This is a genomic window from Agrobacterium sp. MCAB5, from assembly GCF_052114365.1.
GTDB lineage: Bacteria > Pseudomonadota > Alphaproteobacteria > Rhizobiales > Rhizobiaceae > Agrobacterium > Agrobacterium tumefaciens.
In genome coordinates this window covers 46,118-67,666 of sequence record NZ_JBFREP010000005.1, presented here as the reverse complement: position 1 = coordinate 67,666, position 21,549 = coordinate 46,118, and the positions used below count along the sequence as shown (strand labels likewise).

General features: G+C 58.4%; 21 protein-coding genes. 14 read left to right on the top strand and 7 right to left on the bottom strand.

Annotated elements, in window-relative coordinates:
• The first annotated feature begins 277 nt into the window (after positions 1-277).
• Positions 278-2,713 carry a ComEC/Rec2 family competence protein gene (locus AB4Z23_RS13515; protein WP_441360282.1) on the top strand — a complete coding sequence of 812 codons (2,436 nt, stop codon included), beginning with the start codon at positions 278-280 and terminating at the stop codon, positions 2,711-2,713.
• 16 nt (positions 2,714-2,729) lie between these two features.
• On the opposite strand, the gene AB4Z23_RS13510 is transcribed toward AB4Z23_RS13515, so the two are convergent.
• Together AB4Z23_RS13510 and lexA are read right to left on the bottom strand one after the other, a co-directional pair.
• On the bottom strand, positions 2,730-3,413 hold the full coding sequence (locus AB4Z23_RS13510; RefSeq protein WP_025593350.1) for a glutathione S-transferase family protein: 684 nt from the start codon (positions 3,411-3,413) through the stop codon (positions 2,730-2,732).
• Between the two features lie 439 nt (positions 3,414-3,852).
• On the bottom strand, positions 3,853-4,575 hold the full coding sequence (gene lexA, locus AB4Z23_RS13505) for a transcriptional repressor LexA (protein WP_065657947.1): 723 nt from the start codon (positions 4,573-4,575) through the stop codon (positions 3,853-3,855).
• 211 nt (positions 4,576-4,786) lie between these two features.
• On the opposite strand from lexA, the gene AB4Z23_RS13500 reads away from it, so the two are divergent.
• The 11 genes from AB4Z23_RS13500 to lipA all read left to right on the top strand — a co-directional run bounded on the left by AB4Z23_RS13500 (position 4,787) and on the right by lipA (position 16,177).
• Complete coding sequence (locus AB4Z23_RS13500; RefSeq protein ID WP_441360281.1) at positions 4,787-5,668, top strand: VOC family protein; 882 nt, start codon at positions 4,787-4,789, stop codon at positions 5,666-5,668.
• Positions 5,668-6,513: a 3-deoxy-8-phosphooctulonate synthase gene (gene kdsA / locus AB4Z23_RS13495; RefSeq protein ID WP_113473216.1), complete on the top strand. Its 846-nt coding sequence runs from the start codon at positions 5,668-5,670 to the stop codon at positions 6,511-6,513. The genes AB4Z23_RS13500 and kdsA overlap by 1 nt, the downstream gene beginning before the upstream one ends.
• Positions 6,514-6,660: 147 nt before the next feature.
• A complete protein-coding gene (gene eno / locus AB4Z23_RS13490; protein ID WP_003512870.1) occupies positions 6,661-7,935 on the top strand; it encodes a phosphopyruvate hydratase in 1,275 nt (424 codons plus the stop codon).
• Positions 7,936-8,271: 336 nt separating this feature from the next.
• Positions 8,272-8,589 (top strand): FtsB family cell division protein, encoded by a 318-nt coding sequence (locus AB4Z23_RS13485; RefSeq protein WP_003512872.1) that lies wholly within the window; start codon positions 8,272-8,274, stop codon positions 8,587-8,589.
• A gap of 153 nt (positions 8,590-8,742) precedes the next feature.
• Complete coding sequence (gene pdhA / locus AB4Z23_RS13480; protein WP_003512874.1) at positions 8,743-9,786, top strand: pyruvate dehydrogenase (acetyl-transferring) E1 component subunit alpha; 1,044 nt, start codon at positions 8,743-8,745, stop codon at positions 9,784-9,786.
• Between the two features lie 17 nt (positions 9,787-9,803).
• On the top strand, positions 9,804-11,225 hold the full coding sequence (locus tag AB4Z23_RS13475) for a pyruvate dehydrogenase complex E1 component subunit beta (protein ID WP_003512876.1): 1,422 nt from the start codon (positions 9,804-9,806) through the stop codon (positions 11,223-11,225).
• A gap of 14 nt (positions 11,226-11,239) precedes the next feature.
• Positions 11,240-12,610 (top strand): pyruvate dehydrogenase complex dihydrolipoamide acetyltransferase, encoded by a 1,371-nt coding sequence (locus AB4Z23_RS13470; protein WP_025593356.1) that lies wholly within the window; start codon positions 11,240-11,242, stop codon positions 12,608-12,610.
• Between the two features lie 12 nt (positions 12,611-12,622).
• Positions 12,623-13,267 carry an SGNH/GDSL hydrolase family protein gene (locus tag AB4Z23_RS13465; RefSeq protein ID WP_003512881.1) on the top strand — a complete coding sequence of 215 codons (645 nt, stop codon included), beginning with the start codon at positions 12,623-12,625 and terminating at the stop codon, positions 13,265-13,267.
• A gap of 58 nt (positions 13,268-13,325) precedes the next feature.
• A complete protein-coding gene (gene lpdA / locus AB4Z23_RS13460; protein WP_421476362.1) occupies positions 13,326-14,771 on the top strand; it encodes a dihydrolipoyl dehydrogenase in 1,446 nt (481 codons plus the stop codon).
• Between the two features lie 81 nt (positions 14,772-14,852).
• Positions 14,853-15,101 carry a GlsB/YeaQ/YmgE family stress response membrane protein gene (locus AB4Z23_RS13455; protein WP_003512885.1) on the top strand — a complete coding sequence of 83 codons (249 nt, stop codon included), beginning with the start codon at positions 14,853-14,855 and terminating at the stop codon, positions 15,099-15,101.
• Between the two features lie 104 nt (positions 15,102-15,205).
• Positions 15,206-16,177 (top strand): lipoyl synthase, encoded by a 972-nt coding sequence (gene lipA / locus AB4Z23_RS13450; RefSeq protein WP_003512887.1) that lies wholly within the window; start codon positions 15,206-15,208, stop codon positions 16,175-16,177.
• 78 nt (positions 16,178-16,255) lie between these two features.
• Here the strand turns inward: lipA and AB4Z23_RS13445 are convergent, their stop codons facing one another.
• The 3 genes from AB4Z23_RS13445 to AB4Z23_RS13435 form a co-directional block, all read right to left on the bottom strand.
• The gene (locus AB4Z23_RS13445) at positions 16,256-17,185 is read right to left on the bottom strand and encodes a DMT family transporter (protein WP_112674415.1); all 930 of its coding nucleotides are present in this window, start codon (positions 17,183-17,185) and stop codon (positions 16,256-16,258) included.
• A 95-nt stretch (positions 17,186-17,280) separates the two neighbouring features.
• On the bottom strand, positions 17,281-18,015 hold the full coding sequence (locus tag AB4Z23_RS13440) for a helix-turn-helix transcriptional regulator (RefSeq protein WP_421476359.1): 735 nt from the start codon (positions 18,013-18,015) through the stop codon (positions 17,281-17,283).
• A gap of 114 nt (positions 18,016-18,129) precedes the next feature.
• Positions 18,130-18,306 carry a hypothetical protein gene (locus tag AB4Z23_RS13435; RefSeq protein WP_003512893.1) on the bottom strand — a complete coding sequence of 59 codons (177 nt, stop codon included), beginning with the start codon at positions 18,304-18,306 and terminating at the stop codon, positions 18,130-18,132.
• Between the two features lie 248 nt (positions 18,307-18,554).
• On the opposite strand from AB4Z23_RS13435, the gene AB4Z23_RS13430 reads away from it, so the two are divergent.
• Both AB4Z23_RS13430 and AB4Z23_RS13425 read left to right on the top strand, forming a co-directional pair.
• Positions 18,555-19,124 carry an AAA family ATPase gene (locus tag AB4Z23_RS13430; protein ID WP_113555833.1) on the top strand — a complete coding sequence of 190 codons (570 nt, stop codon included), beginning with the start codon at positions 18,555-18,557 and terminating at the stop codon, positions 19,122-19,124.
• 9 nt (positions 19,125-19,133) lie between these two features.
• On the top strand, positions 19,134-19,589 hold the full coding sequence (locus tag AB4Z23_RS13425) for a type II toxin-antitoxin system RatA family toxin (RefSeq protein ID WP_003512897.1): 456 nt from the start codon (positions 19,134-19,136) through the stop codon (positions 19,587-19,589).
• On the opposite strand, the gene AB4Z23_RS13420 is transcribed toward AB4Z23_RS13425, so the two are convergent.
• Complete coding sequence (locus tag AB4Z23_RS13420; protein WP_421476357.1) at positions 19,571-20,080, bottom strand: CinA family protein; 510 nt, start codon at positions 20,078-20,080, stop codon at positions 19,571-19,573. The genes AB4Z23_RS13425 and AB4Z23_RS13420 overlap by 19 nt on opposite strands.
• Complete coding sequence (locus AB4Z23_RS13415) at positions 20,077-21,264, bottom strand: bifunctional 2-C-methyl-D-erythritol 4-phosphate cytidylyltransferase/2-C-methyl-D-erythritol 2,4-cyclodiphosphate synthase (RefSeq protein ID WP_421476355.1); 1,188 nt, start codon at positions 21,262-21,264, stop codon at positions 20,077-20,079. The genes AB4Z23_RS13420 and AB4Z23_RS13415 overlap by 4 nt, the downstream gene beginning before the upstream one ends.
• Positions 21,265-21,549: the final 285 nt, after the last annotated feature.

Sequence of the window (21,549 nt, the reverse complement as noted above, 5' to 3'; positions counted from 1 at the left end):
GCGTTGAGATACGCCCCGCGGTTAAGCGTCTACCGATTAGCTATATGATCCTTGCGCGGATGCCAAGCTATCCAAAGGTCAAATTGTGCATTGCGGCAAACGCAATCGCGTTGCTTCAGGCTTTCCCGGCAGCAGCAATTCAATCTCGGTCAACGCATCGTTAAAGTAAAGGATTGCAATCCCCAGCGCTGGTCTGCAAACCTGTTTTTGGTGCGGCAAGGGGCGGTGGGGATTGCTCGGTCAAGGGGAAAAACAGCATTTCGAATATGCTAAAACGATGCAGGGAGACTTGCCCGGCACACGGGAAATTCTGTTTCCTCTCCGCCGAAGCAGTGATGCGACAACATATGACACTCCCGCCATTATTCCCGAGATTAACCGCAACACTACCTTGGCCGAAAAAATCGCCACGTGCCTGGCCGAGGAGCGCGCATTCGGCCACGATTTTCTTTTCATTCCCGTTTCCATCGGCTGCGGCGCGGTACTCTGGTTTTCTCTAGATGCCACGCCTTCCCCGGTCATTTTGATTGCCACATTTCTATTTGTCGCCGTTCTGGCGCTCTTAGTGAGATATAAAGCTGGCATTGCGGCGGCGGTTTGCGGCCCCTTCGCTTTTCTATTGCTCGGCATGCTCCTGGCCGATTTCGAAACCCGACGGGCAGGGACCGTGGTGCTGGATACCCCCGTGACCACCACCATCACCGGCACCGTGGCGCGCCGGGAGGTCGATGCACGCGGCTACTGGCGATATGTCGTCGATCTGACCGCAACAGCGGACCCGACATTGTCGCGTCCGCCGCAGAGGATATCGGTGCTTTCGCGTGGCGGAGGCGAGCCGATCGCACTCGGCGCAACCCTTCGCGGCAAGGTCCGCCTCTCGCCGCCATCCGGCCCGGCCTTACCGGGACTGAACGACTTCGCCTTCACGTCCTATTTCAGAGGCATAGGCGCGACCGGTTTCTTTTATAAATCACCGGATGCGCTTGTATCACCCGTTGGTGACGCAAGGCCTGACAAGGGTTGGTTGGAATGGGCCGATATGCGGCTTTACGGCCTTCGCAGCGCAATTGCCGAACGCATCCGCACCACCATCGGCGGTGATGCCGGAGCCTTCGCCGCCTCCATCATCACCGATGAGAGACAGGCTATATCGGCGGAGACGATGGAGGCGTTGCGGCTCTCCGGCCTTGCCCATATCGTTGCCATATCCGGGCTCAACATGGCACTGGCCTCCGGCATATTCTTTGTTGGCCTGAGACTGGCTTTCAGCCTGTTTCCCGCCTTTGCGCAGCGCTGGCCGGTCAAGAAGATCGCGGCTTTCGCGGCACTGCTGATGACGCTTGCCTATTATCTGATTTCCGGTTTCGCCGTTTCCGCCGAGCGTGCCTGGCTGATGATGTCTGTGATGCTGATCGCGGTCCTTTTCGATCAGCCATCACTCAGCCTCAGAAACGTTGCCATTTCCGCCCTGATCATTCTGGCTTTCTCGCCCTCGGAAATCATGGGTCCGAGTTTTCAGATGTCATTTGCGGCCACCATAGCGCTTGTGTCCGCCTATGCCTTCTGGAGCCGTTGGCGCACGGATCGCGAAAGGCTGTTCATCGGGCGCAAGCCCGCATGGCTGAAGGTGGCGGAAATGATGGGCGCGGTCATTGGCGGCGTTATCACGACGTCGCTGATCGGGGGCCTTTCGACGGCGATCTATTCAGCCGAACATTTTCACCGTGTCACCACCTATGGACTGTTCGCCAATCTGGCTGCAATGCCGCTCATGTCGCTGATCGTCATGCCATTCGCTCTTATCGCCATGCTGCTGATGCCCTTCGGGCTCGATGCGCCGTTCCTGAAGATCATGGGTTATGGCATGGCACTCGTCATCGAGGTTGCAAACGAGGTGGCCTCCTGGGGCGGCAGCGCAGCGACTGGGCGTCCGCATGGCTGGTTTATCGGTTTGGCTTCGGTGGGTTTCCTGCTGCTGACATTGCTGCGCAGCCGGCTTGCGCTTCTTGGCATCCCGTTTCTGCTCTTCGCCTTCGGTGTGTCGGCAGTTACGGCCTATCGTGATCTGCCGGATCTATTGATTCACGAGGACGGCGAATTGGTGGCACTCCTGGAGGACGGCAAGGTCTCAACCACAAAAGCCCGTCCGCAGGGCTTCGTTTACGGCCAGTGGCAAAGGGCGCTGCTGCTGCCGGAAAAAACCGTGCCGCCGGGTTTTATAAATGGTGAGAGCATGGCAAATACTGCTGGTTCTGACTCGAGATCGAAACTGTCGCCGGAAGACATGGCTGTGGTGGTACGCGAGATGACGGCGGCGCTCAAAGACGCCAAAGTTGGCGTCTTCACCTGCAGGAAAGACATATGGTGCGTAGCGAGCGCTGCGAGCGGAGAGTGGATCGTCGTTCTGGACGATGGCCGCTTCGCCGGAAAAGCCTGCGATATTGCCGATATCGTCGTTGTTTCCCGCAGAACCTCTTTTTCGCAGTGCCGCTCGGGTGCACTCCTGCTCAGCCGTGACATCTTGCGGCGTCTCGGTTCTGTGGAAATAGATTTTGCTGACAAGAGGGAGGAGGGTGTGGCGAGCGGGCTGCGCGCCGCAATCGCCGGAACGGACAGGCCCTGGAGCCAGCACCGTTATTACGACTGGAAAAGCGGACGTTTCGACCGTGATCTGCCGCAGCCCATCATCCGGCTGCTGGCGGCGTCGCAATGACAGCCGCCAGCATGGATCATCGGGCCTTGGCGCGCAAATCTTCAGTCAATTCGCCGATCCCGCCAACTTCCTCTTCATGACCAGCGTCGCGCCAGCTCTCCTTCAAACCGGCCTCGTACCATTCTTGCATGGCAGGCAGGGCGAGCAGCCGGTCGCAATAGGCTTTCGCTGCTGGCGAAAGATCCGCGCTGCCATAGGTCTGGAAACGGAATGCAACCGGGCAGAAGAAAGCATCGACCGCCGTGAACTTCTGACCGGCAAGATATGGCCCGCCGAATTTTGTGAGACCCTCGCTCCACAACGCATCGATCCGCTTTATATCGGCCTTAAGCCCGGCATCGCCGCCCCTGGGTTTGACCCGAATGCCCACCGACATGGGATAGAGATTGCGCAGCGAGGAAAAGCCGGCATGCATCTCACTTGCGGCCGAACGCGACCAGGCCCTCGCATGCTTGTCGCTTGCCCAGACACCCTGGTGTCTTTCGGCAAGATATTCGACGATCGAAAGCGTTTCCCAAACCGTCATACCCTCGTCGACTAGGCAGGGCACCTTGCCCGTCGGCGAAAAGGAGGAGAAGGAGACGCCTTCGCCGAACGGAATGAGCTTTTCATCAAAGGCGATACCGAGCGTGCGCATCAATACCCACGGCCGCAGCGACCATGAAGAATAGTTCTTGTTGGCTATATAAAGATCGTACATGGCGTATCTCCCGGATATGACGCGTATTTCTACACCTGCCAAGCGTTCACGGAATATCGAAAATTATCCATGGCTCCCATAAACGCCGTTGATGAATGGTGATGTGGGGTCGCTGAGAGCGCGCCTTGCGATAAGTCACCCTTTGGTGACCACTAAAACTGACTGCGCAACACGACAGAACAGCGTCGCTAAAAAACAGCGGATGTGATCGCTTCGACAATTACAGCGAGCAGCCCATTCGCCACCACGCCTGTAGCGAAACCGAAGCATCTTTATGGACCAGGAACTCAGTTTAGAAAGGGCAACGCGCATAGGCTGGATGGCGCATATCCTCGTGCACCCGCAAAAGCCCGCCACGTTTGGAAACAGCCAAACCCAATATAGGCGCCATCTTCACGATGACGCCTATTGTAAAGCGAATACGTTCGGTTCGATAAGATCAATGGTAGCGACGGATCAGCCCCACCAGCTTGCCCTGAATTTTCACCCGGTCGGGCCCGAAGATACGGGTCTCATAGGCTGGGTTTGCCGCCTCGAGCGCAATGGAGGCACCCTTGCGGCGGAAGCGCTTCAGCGTGGCTTCCTCGTCATCTACCAGAGCCACAACGATATCCCCGGGATTGGCGGTGTTGCCGTTGCGGATGATGACTGTGTCGCCGTCGAAAATGCCGGCCTCGATCATCGAATCACCCTTGACCTCAAGAGCGTAATGTTCGCCCGTGCCAAGCATGTCTACTGGCACGGCCACATCATGGGTGTTGTTCTGGATGGCGGAAATCGGCACGCCCGCAGCGATGCGGCCCATGACCGGCACGGTGACAGCCCCGCCCAGATCGTTGGCCGGCGTCTTGGGGGCAGGGGCCGGTTCCGGCGTCTTGGGCTTGCCAAGGCTGCCTTCGATAATGCTCGGCGAAAAGCCGCGCTGCGGCCTTGCACCCGGCGTATAAGCCTCGGGCAGCTTGATGACTTCCAGCGCCCGAGCTCTATTCGGTAGCCGACGAATGAACCCGCGCTCTTCGAGAGCGGTTATCAGGCGGTGGATGCCGGATTTCGAAGCAAGATCGAGTGCGTCCTTCATTTCATCGAAGGAGGGCGGCACGCCGGACTCTTTCATTCGTTCATGAATGAAGAGAAGCAATTCCTGCTGTTTGCGCGTGAGCATGAGGAAAACACCCTTTAGAATCGTAGTGGAAGTCGCGAAACAAATACAGAACGAACACTATATGTTCCATATGTGTTCTGCAATCCCCTAAAATTTCGTGAAGGTGCCATCCGTTGCTGTGATGATTTGCCTCATAGCACGCAATTGTGCTTTTGTGCGGTCAAACCCGTCCCGGCATGCTCCGAGCGGAAGGCCAGCAGGATACATTTTCATGACGAAACCCTATAGCGTCGACCATCTCGTTTTGCCCGTGGAAGTCATAGGCGTCGCCGTGAAGCGCCTCGTCAGTCTTGGCTTTACGGTTGCGCCGGAGGCTCTGCATCCTTTCGGCACCCAAAATGCCTGCGTATTTTTCGCCGATGGCACCTATCTGGAGCCGCTCGCAATTGCTGATCCGGCTAAATATAATGCCTCAATAGAGAGGGGTGATGTATTCACCGGCAGGGATGTGGCCTTCCGGCAACGGGACGGGCAGGAGGGTTTTTCGGCTCTTGTTGCCAAGACTGAAGACGCCTTGGTTGACCATGAGCGGTTTCGGGCAGCCGGCCTTTCGGCGGGCGATGTTTTCGAGTTTTCGCGGCCTGTTCGGATGCCGGATGGCTCGCAAGGCGAGGCGGCGTTCCGGCTGGCTTTTGCGGCAAGCGGGGCGGCCGCGGATTTCTTTTTGTTCAGTTGTCAACGGCTTCAAGCCCTTCCGGGCGATCGCACCATGCTGGAGCGCCACGCCAATGGTGTCACCGGCCTCAGTGAAATCGTCCTGTTTACCGGCGGCGATACGAAGGTGGCGGGCCTGATCGAGACGGTGTTTGGCTGTGAAGGCAAATGGTCTCCGGGCGGTGATATGGTTTTCGCGACCGGCAATGCCAGCATCAGATTGACCGGAAAACCGCCTTTCGGCGGGCAGACCCTGAATGCTCAGGATGGCAACGAAGGCGGATTGCGCGGCGCGGGCATCGTCTTTTCGTCACACGATCTTGCCGTGACAGAGGCGGTGCTTGCTGCTAATGGCGTGTCCTGCGCAAAAGCGGACGGCCGTCTGGTGGTGCCCGCGGCACCCGGTCAGGGCGTTGCCTTCGCCTTCGAGGAAAAATGATGAGCGTTACGAACAATCTTAAAGTCACTGCCGGCGACGGCGCCAGCAAGGTTTCCTTCTCGAATACCGAGCGGTTTTCGCTGATTGCCGGTCCGTGCCAGATGGAAAGCCGCGAACATGCCTTCATGATCGCTGGCGTCCTGAAGGAGCTTTGCGACAAGCTGGGAATAGGGCTTGTCTACAAGTCCTCTTTCGACAAGGCGAACCGCACTTCGCTTTCCGGAAAACGCGGCATCGGCCTGGATAACGCGATGCAGGTTTTTGCCGATCTCAAGAAGGAATTCGGTTTTCCTGTTCTGACCGACATCCACACGGAAGAGCAATGCGCCGTCGTTTCCGAGGTGGTGGACGTTCTGCAGATTCCGGCGTTCCTCAGCCGCCAGACCGATCTTCTCGTTGCTGCCGCCAAGACCGGCCGCGTCATCAACGTCAAGAAAGGCCAGTTTCTGGCGCCCTGGGACATGAAGAACGTGCTTGCCAAGCTCAATGAGAGCGGCAATCCGAATGTGATGTTGTGCGAGCGCGGCGCGTCCTTCGGTTACAACACGCTGGTTTCCGACATGCGCTCGTTGCCGATCATGGCAGCGCTCGGCGCACCTGTCGTTTTCGATGCCACCCATTCGGTGCAGCAGCCGGGCGGGCAGGGCGGCTCCACAGGTGGCCAGCGCGAATTCGTCGAGACGTTGGCGCGTGCGGCCGTTGCGGTTGGCGTGGCCGGCCTCTTCATCGAGACCCATGAGGATCCGGACAATGCGCCGTCAGACGGCCCTAACATGGTCCACCTGAAGGACATGCCGAAACTGCTCGAAAAGCTTCTGGCTTTCGACGCGATTACGAAAGCCTGATCGGCTGACCGTGACGGCGGGCACTTTTGTGCCAATCGATTTTAATGGCGGGCGGGCCGTTTCCGCTGCCCACCGTCATTGTAATTTCTTCGCCATCGTCTAAGACAGGCGACGGAAAATATCTGTTCCATTCCCAAGGGAGAGACCATGACTGCCATTACCGATATCATCGCGCGCGAAATTCTCGACAGCCGCGGCAATCCGACCGTTGAAGTCGACGTTTATCTCGAAGACGGCTCCATGGGCCGTGCCGCCGTTCCCTCCGGCGCCTCCACCGGCGCGCATGAGGCGGTTGAGCTGCGCGATGGCGGCAAGCGTTATCTCGGCAAGGGCGTGGAAAAGGCGGTCGAAGCCGTCAATACAGAAATCTTCGACGCGATTGGCGGTTTCGACGCTGAAAACCAGATCCAGATCGATCAGATGATGATCGCGCTCGACGGCACGCCGAACAAGTCGCGCATCGGCGCCAACGCCATCCTCGGCGTGTCGCTCGCCGTTGCGAAGGCTGCCGCTGAAGCCTCCGGCCTGCCGCTTTACCGTTATGTCGGCGGCCCGAACGCGCATCTGCTGCCGGTTCCGATGATGAACATCATCAACGGCGGCGCGCATGCCGATAACCCCATCGACTTCCAGGAATTCATGATCCTGCCGGTCGGTGCAGAAAACATTCGCGAAGCCGTGCGCATGGGCTCCGAAGTCTTCCATACGCTGAAAAAAGAACTGTCCGCACAGGGCCACAACACCAATGTCGGCGATGAGGGCGGTTTTGCACCGGGTCTCGAAAGCGCGCCGGCAGCACTCGATTTCATCATGAAGTCGATCGAAAAGGCTGGCTACCGTCCAGGCGACGACATGTTCATCGGTCTCGACTGTGCGGCGACCGAATTCTTCAAGAACGGCAATTACGTTTATGAAGGCGAAGGCAAGACCCGTTCGCCGATCGAGCAGGCCGAATACCTGGCCGAACTCGTCGCGAAATATCCAATCATCTCCGTTGAAGACGGCATGGCTGAAGACGACTGGGATGGCTGGAAGGCGCTGACCGATCTCATTGGCAACAAGTGCCAGCTGGTGGGCGACGATCTTTTCGTCACCAACTCCGCCCGCCTTCGCGACGGTATCAAGATGGGTGTCGCCAACTCCATCCTCGTCAAGGTCAACCAGATCGGTTCGCTTTCCGAGACGCTGGACGCAGTCGAAACGGCGCACAAGGCAGGTTACACCGCCGTCATGTCGCACCGTTCGGGCGAAACGGAAGATTCCACCATCGCCGATCTCGCGGTCGCAACCAACTGCGGTCAGATCAAGACCGGCTCGCTTGCCCGTTCCGACCGGCTCGCAAAGTACAACCAGCTTATCCGCATTGAAGAAATGCTGGGCCCGCAGGCTGCTTACGCCGGCCGTTCGATCCTGCGCGGATAATCCGCGTTCGGGTTTCGCGATATGGCCCGCCGCCTGGCGGGCCAGTCTCAGGGATGGGCGGTTTATCCGCACTGCTCACTCCCGAGTTGATCCGGGGTTCAGTCAGCCCAGGTCCCTGGGTTGAAAGGACTCTTTTCACGGCAAAGACGCGCTGTGGCTTGATGCCGGATCACGCTCGGCATAACGAACTCTCTCTGATATCGTCGTCATTATTAGCCCGCCTCTGGCGGGCTTTTTTGCGTCTATCAGTCGCCCGGAATTTAAGGTCAACGGATAGTTAAACAATCCGCATTAGTCTCGAGACTCACATTATGCGTTTTAAGGCTTCTCTCCGGCATGTGGACCAGACATCATAAAAAGAGACGATTCGGCCGTTTGATCGTTCCGGCCATTACGATCGCTTTTCTTTCCTATTTCGGGTATCATTCCATCCACGGCGACTTCGGCCTTCAGGCGACGGAGCGGCTGGAGCGGCAGCGTATTGCCAGAACGGCAGAGCTTGCCAAGCTGACGCAGGCGCGCGTTGCGCTGGAGCGGCAGGTCGAATTATTGAGCGACGGTTCTCTCGAACGTGACATGATTGACGAGATTTCCCGTTATCAGTTGAATATGTCCCGTACGGACGAAATTGTCATCATGAATACCTACTTCTAATTAACCGAAATAAAGTTAATTAATGATTTGTGATTTATTCACAGCACTTTAGCATGAATATGTGCCATGCGTTTAAAGCATTGCTGCATGGCATTTTCTTGCATATGGTACGCGCCAATCTATCCATTCAAACGACAACTCAGGGAGGGATGAATGGCGCCGCGAAAAACCGCGTCCGTATCCGGCCGAAAGACAACGGCAAAGGCTGCAGGCGAATTCACCGGTAAGAACAGCCCGGACTTTTCGAAGGAAGAAGAGCTTCACGCCTATCGTGAGATGCTTCTCATCCGTCGCTTCGAGGAAAAGGCCGGTCAGCTTTACGGCATGGGCTTCATCGGTGGTTTCTGTCACCTCTACATCGGTCAGGAAGCCGTTGTTGTCGGTATGCAGATGTCTCAGAAGGAAGGCGATCAGGTCATCACCGCTTACCGTGACCACGGCCATATGTTGGCTCTGGGCATGAGCGCGCGTGGCGTCATGGCCGAATTGACCGGTCGCAAGGGCGGCCTGTCGAAGGGCAAGGGCGGCTCGATGCACATGTTCTCCAAGGAGAAACATTTCTACGGCGGCCACGGCATCGTCGGTGCGCAGGTTTCGCTCGGAACCGGTCTTGCCTTCGCCAATAAATATCGCGGCAACGACAATGTCTCCGTGACCTATTTCGGTGACGGCGCCGCCAACCAGGGTCAGGTCTACGAGAGCTTCAACATGGCCGCTCTCTGGAAACTGCCGATCATCTATATCGTTGAAAACAACCGTTACGCCATGGGCACCTCGACCGCCCGCGCCACCGCACAGTCGAACTATTCGCTGCGCGGCCAGTCCTTCGGCATTCCCGGCATCCAGGTGGATGGCATGGATGTGCGCGCCGTAAAGGCAGCCGCCGATCAGGCGCTGGAACATTGCCGCTCCGGCAAGGGTCCGATCATTCTGGAAATGCTGACCTACCGTTACCGTGGTCACTCCATGTCCGACCCGGCGAAATACCGTTCGAAAGACGAAGTGCAGAAGATGCGCTCCGAACATGACCCGATCGAGCAGGTCAAGGCACGGCTTCTGGAGCAGGGCTGGGCAAGCGAAGACGAGTTGAAGGCCATCGACAAGGATGTCCGTGATATCGTCGCCGATAGCGCAGACTTCGCCCAGAACGACCCAGAGCCGGATGTATCCGAGCTCTACACCGACATTCTGCTCTGATCGGGAAAGGGAAACCCATGCCAGTAGAAATTCTTATGCCCGCCCTTTCCCCGACCATGGAGGAAGGCACGCTTTCCAAATGGCTTAAAAAGGAAGGCGACAAGGTCACTTCCGGCGACGTGATTGCCGAGATCGAGACCGACAAGGCGACCATGGAAGTGGAAGCTGTGGATGAAGGTGTTATCGGCAAGCTGCTGATCGACGCCGGCACCGAAGGCGTCAAGGTCAACACGCCGATCGCCGTTCTCATCCAGGAAGGCGAAAGCGCTGCCGACATTTCTTCTTCTGCCAAGAAGGAAGAGCCGAAGGCTGAAGCTGCAAATTCCGATTCGGATGCCGCAGGCGGCAAGACCCGCGAAGCATCCGAGGAGCCGAGCGCTGCCAAGGAAGCCGCAAAGGTTCCGGCAGCACCTAAGATCGAAGTCGCTGCCGATCCGGATATTCCTGAAGGCACGGAAATGGTGATGACGACGGTGCGTGAAGCGCTGCGCGACGCCATGGCCGAAGAAATGCGCGCCGACGAAAAAGTCTTCGTCATGGGGGAGGAAGTCGCCGAATATCAGGGCGCCTACAAGATTACCCAAGGCCTGTTGCAGGAATTCGGCGAACGCCGCGTTATCGACACCCCGATCACCGAGCACGGTTTTGCCGGTATCGGCGTCGGTGCGGCAATGACGGGCCTGCGGCCCATCGTCGAATTCATGACCTTCAACTTCGCCATGCAGGCGATCGACCAGATCGTCAACTCGGCTGCGAAGACGCTTTACATGTCGGGCGGCCAGATGGGTGCGCCGATGGTGTTCCGTGGCCCCTCGGGTGCTGCTGCCCGCGTTGGCGCTCAGCACTCGCAATGTTACGCCGCATGGTACAGCCATATTCCGGGCCTCAAGGTCGTCATGCCCTACACGGCAGCGGACGCCAAGGGTCTCCTGAAGGCAGCCATCCGTGACCCGAACCCGGTCATCTTCCTTGAGAATGAAATTCTCTACGGCCAGAGCTTCGAAGTGCCGAAGCTCGACGATTTCGTGCTGCCGATCGGCAAGGCGCGCATTCACCGCAAGGGCAAGGATGCGACGATCGTTTCCTTCGGCATCGGCATGACCTACGCAATCAAGGCGGTTGCGGAACTCGAAAAGCTCGGCATCGACGTCGAACTGATCGACCTTCGCACCATCCGTCCGATGGATCTGCCCACCGTCATCGAATCGGTCAAGAAGACCGGTCGTCTGGTCACCGTCGAGGAAGGCTTCCCGCAGTCATCGGTTGGTGACTTCATCGCCAATCAGGTCATGCGTGCCGCTTTCGACTATCTCGATGCGCCGATCCTGACGATTGCCGGCAAAGACGTTCCGATGCCTTACGCGGCAAACCTCGAAAAGCTGGCTTTGCCGAACGTCGATGAAGTCGTTCAGGCTGTCAAAACCGTCTGCTACAAGTAAGGGGAGGCGTTTCGATGCCGATAAACATCACCATGCCTGCCCTTTCTCCCACCATGGAAGAGGGCAATCTGGCCAAGTGGCTGGTCAAGGAAGGCGACAAGGTCGCACCCGGTGACGTGATCGCCGAGATCGAGACCGACAAGGCAACCATGGAAGTGGAAGCCGTCGATGAGGGCACGGTCGCCAAGCTCGTGGTTCCCGCAGGCACGGAAGCGGTCAAGGTCAACGCCCTGATCGCTATCCTCGCCGCCGATGGCGAGGATGTGGCTGAGGCAGCAAAGGGCGGCAATGCTGCTCCTGCCGCGTCCCAGGCCAAAGCCGAGGCTCCTAAGCAGGAAGCTGCAAAGGCCGAAGCGCCAAAGGAAGAAGCTGTCCCGGCCAAGGCTGAAAAGCCAGCTGCCGACCAGGCCTCCACACCTTCCACCCCGGCCCCGGTTGCAAAATCCGGCGAGCGCATCTTCGCTTCGCCGCTTGCCCGTCGTCTCGCCAAGGAAGCCGGTCTCGACCTCACGGCCGTGTCCGGTTCCGGCCCGCATGGCCGTATCGTCAAGACAGACGTAGAAAAGGCCGCCGCTTCCGGTGGTGCGAAGGCAGCTCCTGCCGCCGCAGCATCCGCAGGCGCACCGGCTGCCGCACTTGCCAAGGGCCCGTCCGAAGAAGCTGTTCTCAAGCTGTTCGAACCCGGTTCTTACGAACTGGTGCCGCATGACGGCATGCGCAAGGTCATCGCCAAGCGTCTGGTCGAATCCAAGCAGACCGTTCCGCATTTCTACGTTTCCGTGGATTGCGAACTGGATACGCTTCTGGCGCTGCGCGCCCAGCTCAACGCCGCCGCTCCCGAAAAGGACGGCAAGCCCGCCTACAAGCTTTCGGTCAACGACATGGTCATCAAGGCGCTGGCTCTTGCGCTGCGCGATGTGCCTGATGCCAACGTCTCCTGGACGGAAAGCAACATGGTCAAGCACAAGCATTCGGATGTCGGCGTTGCCGTTTCCATTCCGGGTGGCCTGATCACGCCGATCATCCGCAAGGCGGAAGAGAAGTCGCTCTCCACCATCTCCAACGAGATGAAGGACTACGGCAAGCGCGCCAAGGAGCGCAAGCTGAAGCCCGAGGAGTATCAGGGCGGCACGACGGCCGTGTCCAACATGGGCATGATGGGCGTCAAGAGCTTCTCCGCCGTCATCAACCCGCCGCATGCCACCATTCTGGCAGTCGGCGCGGGCGAACAGCGTGCTGTCGTGAAGAACGGCGAGATCAAGATCGCCAATGTCATGACGGTTACGCTCTCTACCGACCACCGTTGCGTCGATGGCGCGCTCGGAGCCGAGCTGATCGGCGCCTTCAAGCGCTACATCGAAAACCCGATGGGCATGCTGGTTTGATCGGAGAGTGAGATGGTGAAGTCGGTCCTCTGCTTTGGCGATTCCCTGACATGGGGATCAGATGCGGAAACGGGTGGCCGGCACAGCCATGACGATCTTTGGCCGAGCGTCTTGCAAAAGGCGCTCGGGCCTGATGTGAAGGTGATCCACGAAGGGCTGGGTGGACGAACCACCGCCTATGATGATCATACCGCTGATTGCGATCGCAACGGCGCAAGGCTCTTGCCGACGCTTCTGCACAGCCACGCGCCGCTTGATCTGGTCATCATCATGCTCGGCACCAACGACTTGAAACCGTCGATCCATGGCTCGGCCATCGTCGCGATGAAGGGTGTGGAACGGCTGGTCAAACTGGTGCGCAACCATGTCTGGCAGGTGCCGGACTGGGAAGCGCCGGATGTTCTGATCGTCGCGCCGCCGCAACTGTGCGAAACGGCCAACCCCGTGATGGGCGCTATCTTTCGCGATGCGATCGATGAATCGGCGATGCTCGCCCCGGTCTACCGGGATTTGGCCGACGATCTCGATTGCGGATTTTTCGATGCGGGGTCAGTTGCCCGCACGACGCCCGTAGACGGCGTTCATCTCGATGCTGAAAACACGCGGGCCATCGGGCGCGGGCTGGAGCCCGTCGTTCGCATGATGCTCGGACTTTGACAACAATTCTCGTTTCGGAACGGCATGCCGTGACCCGATAGGACAAGGCAGGATACCTATGGCTCAATCTTATGACGTCATCATCATCGGTTCGGGACCGGGCGGTTATATTGCCGCGATTCGCGCAGCCCAGCTCGGCATGAAGGTTGCCGTGGTCGAGCGCGAGCACCTTGCAGGCATCTGCTCCAACTGGGGCTGCATTCCCACCAAGGCGCTGCTGCGTACTGCCGATGTCTTGCATACGGCTCAGCACGCCAAGGAATACGGCCTGACGCTCGAAGGCTCGATCAAGCCTGATGTCAAGGCGATCGTTGATCGTTCGCGCGGCATCGCGCACCGCATGAACAACGGCGTCGGTTTCCTGTTCAAGAAGAACAAGGTCGATATCATCTGGGGCGAGGCCAAGATCACCAAGCCCGGTGAAATCGTGGTTTCCAAGACCCAGAAGAAGCCCGTCGAACCGATGGGCCCGGTTCCGAAGAACACGCTGGGCGAGGGCACCTATACCGCCAAGCACATCATCATCGCCACAGGCGCCCGCCCGCGCGCGCTTCCAGGCATCGAACCGGATGGCAAGCTGATCTGGACCTATTTCGAGGCAATGAAGCCGGAAGAACTGCCGAAGTCCCTGCTCGTCATGGGTTCCGGCGCCATCGGCATCGAATTCGCCAGCTTCTACCGCACCATGGGTGTCGACGTTACCGTCGTTGAAATCATGAGCCAGGTGATGCCGGTCGAAGATGCGGAGATCTCTGCCTTCGCCAAGAAGCAGCTGGAGAAGCAGGGCATCAAGTTCCATCTGGAAACCAAGGTTGCGAAGGTCGAGAAGGCTGCGAATTCGGTTACTGCGACGCTCGAGAAGAAGGACGGTTCGTCCGAGAAGATCACCGCTGACCGGATGATTTCGGCTGTCGGCGTCGTCGCCAACATCGAAGGCATCGGCCTTGAGGCCGTCGGCGTGAAGACCGATCGCGGCTTCATCGTCATCGACGGTTACGGCAAGACCAACGTGCCTGGCGTCTACGCCATCGGCGATGTCGCCGGCCCGCCGCTGCTCGCCCACAAGGCCGAGCATGAGGCCGTGATCTGCGTTGAAAAGATCGCCGGTCTGCCGAATGTTCACCCGATGGACAAGCTCAAGATCCCCGGCTGCACCTATTGCAACCCACAGGTCGCCTCTGTTGGTCTCACCGAAGCCAAGGCGAAGGAACTGGGCCGCGATATTCGCGTTGGCCGCTTCTCCTTTGCGGCCAACGGCAAGGCCGTGGCGCTCGGTGAAGATCAGGGCATGGTCAAGACCATCTTCGACAAGAAGACAGGCGAGTTGATCGGCGCGCACATGGTTGGTGCGGAAGTCACCGAACTCATTCAGGGCTTTGTGGTCGCCATGAACCTCGAAACCACCGAAGAAGAACTGATGCACACGATCTTCCCGCATCCGACCATTTCCGAGTCGATGAAGGAAAGCGTGCTCGACGCCTACGGACGTGTGCTGAACGCATGAGTGCCCCGTGATGCCCGGCATTGTCTAACCATGCCGGGTGTCCCATATGTCTCAACGCTGGTTCTATAAGGGAGCGCGGGAATGGAAAATATTGGCTGGATTGCGGCAATCATCATCGGCGGTCTTGCCGGCTGGCTCGCCGGCAAACTCATGGATATGCGTTTCGGCATCTTCATGAATATCGTTCTCGGCATCGTCGGTTCGGTGGTTGCCGTTGCGGTGCTGAGAACCTTCGACGTTTTCGTGCAGGACAGCAGGCTCGGTTATTTCGTAACGTCCTTCATCGGCGCGAGCCTGTTGTTGTTCATGGCTAAGCTGGTACGGCGCTGACTAGGCTTCGTGCCCGGAAGGGGCTTACGCTTTTTCTGGAATTGTTCTAAAGCATCGCGTCAATAAATGTGATGATCGCGGCAAGCGATAGAAACAGGTTTCTTATGGTCACTATTCTCGACAGGACTTCGTCCGAAGAAAAGCGTATCCGCCACCCGGAAAAGGCCCATCGGCCTGATACCGAGGTTATGCGCAAGCCGGAATGGATCCGCGTCAAGGCGCCGACATCCAAGGGCTACCACGAGACGCGCGAACTGGTGCGCAGTCACAAGCTGGTGACGGTGTGCGAGGAAGCCGGCTGTCCAAATATCGGCGAATGCTGGGACAAGAAACACGCGACCTTCATGATCATGGGTGAGATCTGCACCCGCGCCTGCGCCTTCTGCAACGTCGCGACCGGCAAGCCCAATGCGCTTGACATGGACGAGCCGGAAAACGTCGCCAAGGCCGTCAAGCAGATGGGCCTCAGCCACGTCGTCATTACCTCGGTCGACCGCGATGATCTCGCCGATGGCGGCGCGGAGCACTTCGAAAAGGTGATCTGGGCGATCCGCGCTGCGTCTCCCAACACCACCATCGAAATTCTGACCCCGGACTTCCTGAAGAAGCCCGGCGCGCTGGAGCGTGTCGTCGCGGCGAAGCCCGATGTTTTCAACCACAATATGGAAACCGTTCCCGGCAATTACCTCACGGTTCGCCCCGGTGCGCGTTATTTCCATTCCGTGCGCCTGTTGCAGCGCGTCAAGGAACTGGACCCCACCATGTTCACCAAATCAGGTATCATGGTCGGCCTTGGCGAAGAGCGCAACGAAGTGCTGCAGTTGATGGACGATCTGCGCAGTGCTGACGTGGACTTCCTGACTATCGGCCAGTATCTGCAGCCGACCCGCAAGCACCACAAGGTCGAGGCTTACGTCACGCCGGAGGAATTCAAGTCCTATGAGACGGTCGCCTATACCAAGGGCTTCCTGATGGTCTCCTCCAGCCCGCTGACGCGTTCTTCCCACCATGCGGGCGACGATTTTGCACGCCTGCGCGCAGCCCGCGAGAAGAAGCTTCTGGCCGCTGCGGAGTAAGTGGGCGGGGCGGGCAATTTCTCTCACGCGTCATCCTTGGATTTGTCCCGAGGATGACGTTGCTGCTTTCACCTGAAGTCAAGCCACAACCTTCTCCGGCCGATGCGCGCGCATGCACAGGATGACGCTCAGCACGACTGAGCAAATCGCCAGGACTTCTACGATTGTTGGCCCACGACCTTCCCAGAGGAAACCGTAGAGCAAGGCAAAGAGCGTCTCGAACAGGATCATCTGCCCAACCATAGTGAGCGGCAGCAGGCGGCTCATGCGGTTCCAGAGAGCATTTCCGAGAATGGATGCGGTGAACCCGAGACCGGCGGCGATGGCCGCAAAATGCAGCCAGTCCTCGGAACTATGGCTTTCCCCGCCGAAAGCAAAGGCCGGTATGGCGAGCGCCAGCGCCAGCCCTCCGGTCACCACACCCGTCATCATGTTCCAGTCGTCGGCGCTGACATCGTGAAGGCGTGACAGCCAGCGGGCATTGCCAACCGCAAAGGCCGTCCATGAGGCGAGCGCGCCAAGCGCACAGGCCAGCCCGATAAGGCGGGAGACATCCAGCCCCGCATCGTTTTCTGTCAGCGACTGCCAGGATATGCCGATAATGCCGATTGCGCCAAAGGCGAGCGACGGCCACAGACGCTTGAGCGATACCGCGCCATGATCGCGCGTGCCGATGATGGTGACGGCAACCGGCAGGAAGCCGATGATGATGGACGTGAAGGCAACGCCGCTCAGTTTCACCGCCGTTGATATGAAGACATAATAGGCGATGTTGCCGATCATGCTCAGCCAGCCGAGCGCGATCCATTCGCGCGCACCGAAATGGGCAGATACCCGTTTCAGGCGCGGTCCGATGATGATGAGCGAAATCAGCCCGTAGGTCAGGTAACGGGCCGTCGACAGTTGCAGGGCGGAAAAATCCGGTACGAGTTTCGGGGCGAGAAAGATCGCACCCCAGAGAGCGCCCGCCATCATGCCGTAGATAACACCGAGGCTTGTCTTGTTCATGTCATGTCACATCCGCATTCACGATTGCCCGCGATGTGCCACAGCCACGTACGGCTGTCTTGACAAAAACTCCTGAGAGAAGAGGTGCTGTGCTTTCACTGAATTCCGAAGGCCCGGCGATAAGCGGCAGGCGTTTTGCCCATCGCGTTGCGCATGGCGCGCGTCAGTGCCGTCTGGTCGGAGAAGCCGGCCCGCAAGGCAATTTCCGCAATCGGCAATGTGGAGTGGCGCAGCAATGCGCAGACCTTGTCCATGCGCAGCTCTGCAAGCCAGCGGTGAGGAGGGAGGCTGAACTCTTCCAGAAACAGCGCATGCAGGCGGCTATCGCTGATCGCGGCGCAGGATGCGAGCGTCTCGATGGTCCAGGGGAAAAATGGCTCCGCTCTGACGATCTCGCCCAGCGCATGCAGGCGGTGGCGGATATCGGTCTTTTCAGTCGCAAGGCTGTCGATCAGGAGCGGTGCCCAGAGGTTCGCAATATCCTCACGCGGCCCATCCGATCCGATGACGCCGCGCATGTAAGCGATCAGCTGCCGTGTATCCCGTGCGATATCGAGAAACGGCTTGTGGACAAATCTCTCCAGCACCTGTTCGGGAACAGCAGTTTCGTTGATATCGACCACCAGCGACCGGTTGATCGTCGTCGCTTCCTGTGTGTGCGATGTGTTGGGATGAATGAAGACCGCGCGCCCGGTGGACAATTCGTCCTGTAGCCCTGCTACATCGATCCGCAGACATCCCGAGACCGGAAGAACGATCTGCACGAAGCCGTGCCGTTCCTTCGGTCTTTCCTGCGTATAGGTTCTGATATCGGCGGATGCGGCGATCATGAGATTGTCATTTCCATCGTGCAAAGAAACGGCCGCCTCGAAAAGCGGCCGGTTTCAGTCCTGATTATGACATCGTCTTGAAGATTGGGCCAGCCGGCTTTATCGAGCCGGCGTCTAACATTCTTCCTTGGCGGTCGATTCGCCGCGTTTGCGCTTGCGCAAAACCGGCTTGTTCTCTCTCGCCTCGCATTTCGCAACGTCGATGAGATAGGCAAGCATCGGCATTTCGTTCATCGATGCAAGTTGCTTGGCGGATTCGAGAAGGTTGATGATGTTGGAAAAATCGTCCATCGGCTCACTCAGTGGCTCAAAGCGGGTTATGTGGGTGTGAACCCAGGGATGAATAAGCGCGGTGAAAATGGGAGGTTCCAGCGCCGTTGCATCCCATGGGTGTAATATTAGTCGCAAATAAATAGCAATCCCTGCGAGGGGGTTGCAATAGTTAAATTTCCGTAACATCGGACGCCGCGGCCATGCCGCCGCAGAATAATAGCCGCGCTATTTAAAAATGGCATGGTGGCGAAGACGAGGTTTATTCGATGCCGAACTATCTTGAAAACGTGGAGGACGCGGCTGCGATTATCGCATCTGCGCAGCGTATTTCGGTCGTAGGTTGCTCCGGAGGCGGAAAATCTACGCTTTCCCGGAAGCTCGTAAGACGCTTTGGATTTGAATACATTTCCATGGATCGCGATATTTTCTGGTTGCCCGGCTGGCAGGCACGCCCGCGCCAAGAACAGCGGCAAAGGATCGCCGCCATCGTCACCAAAGACCGGTGGCTGATGGACGGCAGCAATCCATCGTCTTTCGACATGCGTCTGCCGAGATCCGACATCGTCCTTTGGGTGCGCATGCCGCGTTGGCTTTGCCTTTGGGGCGCCATCACCCGGATTGCCAAGGGGTATGGCAAGGCGCGTCCTGAAATGGCTGAAGGCTGCCCCGAAAGACTGGATCTCGATTTCCTGCGCTATATCTGGAATTTCGAACGCCGACACGCTCCGATCTTCGAGCAGAATTTCGCGCTTTATGGTCCCAACGTGCCGGTATTCCAGCTTAAAAGCCGAAAACAGCTTCGCCGCCTTCTTGATCTTCTTGTTGTCGAGGATTAACTCCCGCTCATGCCACAGTTCGAAACGCATCGCCTTGTAAAACACTCGCCCGACCGCATGTACGACCTCGTCGCCGATGTGGAGAAGTATCCACAGTTTCTGCCGCTTTGCGAAGCGCTGGTCATCCGCTCTCGCAAAGAGCGGGACGGCAAGACTCTGCTGGTGGCTGATATGACGGTGGGCTACAAGGCCATTCGCGAGACCTTCACCACGCAGGTGCTGCTGAACCCGGCAGAGCGCGCTATCGACGTGAAATATATCGACGGCCCGTTCAAATATCTCGACAATCGCTGGCGTTTTGAAGCCTCCGCAGAGGGCGGCTCGGCCATTCATTTTTTCATCGAGTATGAATTCAAGAACCGGCTGCTCGGTGCGGTCATGGGATCGATGTTCGACAGGGCCTTCCGCATGTTCGCCGAAGCCTTCGAGACCCGCGCCGATAAAATCTACGCGGACCCAGCCTGATTGAGGGTAATCAGCATCTCGAGCGCCGTTCTGATGGTCGCAAGACGGATTTCCGTGCGCCCGATCTCTCCGTAGTGCATTTCATGGTGCAGGATTTTACCGCTGCGCGACCTGGCGGCCAGATGCACCAGCCCCACCGGTTTTTCAGCCGAACCTCCGCCCGGACCGGCAATGCCGGTCACGGCCACGGCAAAATCCGCCCGGGAACGAAATAGCGCGCCATGCGCCATTTGCAGCGCGGTCTGTCGGGATACGGCGCCGAAATTCGCCAGCGTCTCAATTCCAACCCCAAGCATGTCCATCTTGGCCTGGTTCGTGTAGGTGACGAAGCCGCGATCGACGACGGCAGAAGAGCCGGCGATTTCCGTCAGCGAACCAGCAATCAGGCCGCCCGTACAGCTTTCCGCCGTCGAGACCATGAAGCCGCCGGCGGTAAAGTCAGAAATGATCCGCCGCGCCAGTTCTTGTATATCCGCAGGAAAGAGGCTCATAGCGGTCTGCCCTTGTAGACCACAGTGGCAGTGGCAATCGCAGCAATACCTTCGCGGCGGCCGACGAAGCCAATCGTCTCGTTGGTGGTCGCCTTGACCGAGCAGCGCTCCAGCGCGATGCCGAGAATGTCGGAAAGCGCCTCACGCATGGCCTGCCGATGCGGTCCGATGCGCGGCGCTTCGGCAATCAGCGAGACATCGGCATTCATGATCGTGCCGCCATTGCCGCGGACTACCTTGGCCGCGTGTTCGAGGAAGATGCGCGAAGCGGCACCCTTCCATTGCGGATCGGAAGGCGGGAAGTGATCGCCTATGTCGCCAGCGCCGCAGGTGGCGAGCAGGGCATCCGTCAGCGCATGCAGCGCCACATCGGCATCCGAATGGCCTTTGAGTTTCTGGTCGTGTTCGATGAAGACGCCGCACAGTGTCACACCGTCTCCTGCTTCCAGCTGGTGCACGTCGTAACCATTGCCGGTGCGCACGTCAGGCAGTCCGTAGGAGAGCTTTTCATCGGCCATGGCGATATCCCGCTTGAGAGTGAGTTTCACATTGTCGACCGAGCCTTCGGTCAGCGTCACAGGCAGACTTGCCCACTCGGCGATCGAGGCGTCATCGGTAAAGTCGGTTTTTCCAGATGTGGCAGCAGCACGATGCGCGGCGAGGATTTCGCCATAACCGAAGCTTTGCGGTGTCTGCGCCGCATAAAGACCCTGCCTTGAAACCGTTTCCGCGACAGAATCGCCTGCGCCACGCTTCAGCGTATCAGTGACGGGCAGGGCAGGCAGAACGCCGACAGCGCCCGCCTTGTGCAGCGCCACGATGCGTTCCAGCATGTCCACGGCGATGAAAGGCCGCACGGCATCGTGGATCATCACATGTGTGAGGTCTTGCGCGGCCAGCGCTTCCAGACCAGCGAGCACCGATTGCTGCCGGGTTGCGCCGCCCGTGACGGTGGCGATCCGCTCCCCGGCATTCAGCCGTTCAAGGATTGGTGACAGGAGTGCCGCATCGTCGGCATGGATAACGACCACGATAGGATATGTGCCTGCCCAGGCAAAAAAGGTCGACAATGTATGCTCGATCACGGCCTTGCCACCGATCGGGCGATATTGTTTCGGCCCTTCCTCGGGGGAGCCGGCTCTTTCTCCGCGTCCTGCGGCGACAACCACGATGCCGAGTTTCATAGTACTTTCCTGCATTGGTCTTATGCTTTGTGCGCAACCCTTAATGGTTGACAGTCCTGCTCTAGCGTTTCAAAACCCGAATGGCCAGCCCGATAAGCCGCCCACCCGCACCCACATGCCGCAGGATCGGTCATCCCGTTTGTTCAAACCTGCACAAATTGCCGCCGCCAGCAAAACAGGCAGGCAGGCCACGCGCAAATAAAAGGTGCAACCCTGTAAAAGTGCTTGGCAACTGCGCAAACACTGTCTAAAAATAATGCATATAACTCTTCTGCACGAAAGATC

Coding starts and splice junctions, on each gene's coding strand:
- AB4Z23_RS13425 (WP_003512897.1), top strand. CDS start 19,134: ATGCCACAGTTCGAAACGCATCGCCTTGTAAAACACTCGCCCGACCGC.
- AB4Z23_RS13455 (WP_003512885.1), top strand. CDS start 14,853: ATGGAAAATATTGGCTGGATTGCGGCAATCATCATCGGCGGTCTTGCC.
- AB4Z23_RS13475 (WP_003512876.1), top strand. CDS start 9,804: ATGCCAGTAGAAATTCTTATGCCCGCCCTTTCCCCGACCATGGAGGAA.
- AB4Z23_RS13470 (WP_025593356.1), top strand. CDS start 11,240: ATGCCGATAAACATCACCATGCCTGCCCTTTCTCCCACCATGGAAGAG.
- lpdA (WP_421476362.1), top strand. CDS start 13,326: ATGGCTCAATCTTATGACGTCATCATCATCGGTTCGGGACCGGGCGGT.
- AB4Z23_RS13445 (WP_112674415.1), bottom strand. CDS start 17,185: ATGAACAAGACAAGCCTCGGTGTTATCTACGGCATGATGGCGGGCGCT.
- AB4Z23_RS13435 (WP_003512893.1), bottom strand. CDS start 18,306: ATGGACGATTTTTCCAACATCATCAACCTTCTCGAATCCGCCAAGCAA.
- pdhA (WP_003512874.1), top strand. CDS start 8,743: ATGGCGCCGCGAAAAACCGCGTCCGTATCCGGCCGAAAGACAACGGCA.
- kdsA (WP_113473216.1), top strand. CDS start 5,668: ATGAGCGTTACGAACAATCTTAAAGTCACTGCCGGCGACGGCGCCAGC.
- eno (WP_003512870.1), top strand. CDS start 6,661: ATGACTGCCATTACCGATATCATCGCGCGCGAAATTCTCGACAGCCGC.
- AB4Z23_RS13485 (WP_003512872.1), top strand. CDS start 8,272: ATGTGGACCAGACATCATAAAAAGAGACGATTCGGCCGTTTGATCGTT.
- AB4Z23_RS13420 (WP_421476357.1), bottom strand. CDS start 20,080: ATGAGCCTCTTTCCTGCGGATATACAAGAACTGGCGCGGCGGATCATT.
- AB4Z23_RS13415 (WP_421476355.1), bottom strand. CDS start 21,264: ATGAAACTCGGCATCGTGGTTGTCGCCGCAGGACGCGGAGAAAGAGCC.
- AB4Z23_RS13510 (WP_025593350.1), bottom strand. CDS start 3,413: ATGTACGATCTTTATATAGCCAACAAGAACTATTCTTCATGGTCGCTG.
- AB4Z23_RS13515 (WP_441360282.1), top strand. CDS start 278: ATGCAGGGAGACTTGCCCGGCACACGGGAAATTCTGTTTCCTCTCCGC.
- AB4Z23_RS13465 (WP_003512881.1), top strand. CDS start 12,623: ATGGTGAAGTCGGTCCTCTGCTTTGGCGATTCCCTGACATGGGGATCA.
- AB4Z23_RS13500 (WP_441360281.1), top strand. CDS start 4,787: ATGACGAAACCCTATAGCGTCGACCATCTCGTTTTGCCCGTGGAAGTC.
- AB4Z23_RS13430 (WP_113555833.1), top strand. CDS start 18,555: ATGCCGAACTATCTTGAAAACGTGGAGGACGCGGCTGCGATTATCGCA.
- lexA (WP_065657947.1), bottom strand. CDS start 4,575: ATGCTCACGCGCAAACAGCAGGAATTGCTTCTCTTCATTCATGAACGA.
- lipA (WP_003512887.1), top strand. CDS start 15,206: ATGGTCACTATTCTCGACAGGACTTCGTCCGAAGAAAAGCGTATCCGC.
- AB4Z23_RS13440 (WP_421476359.1), bottom strand. CDS start 18,015: ATGATCGCCGCATCCGCCGATATCAGAACCTATACGCAGGAAAGACCG.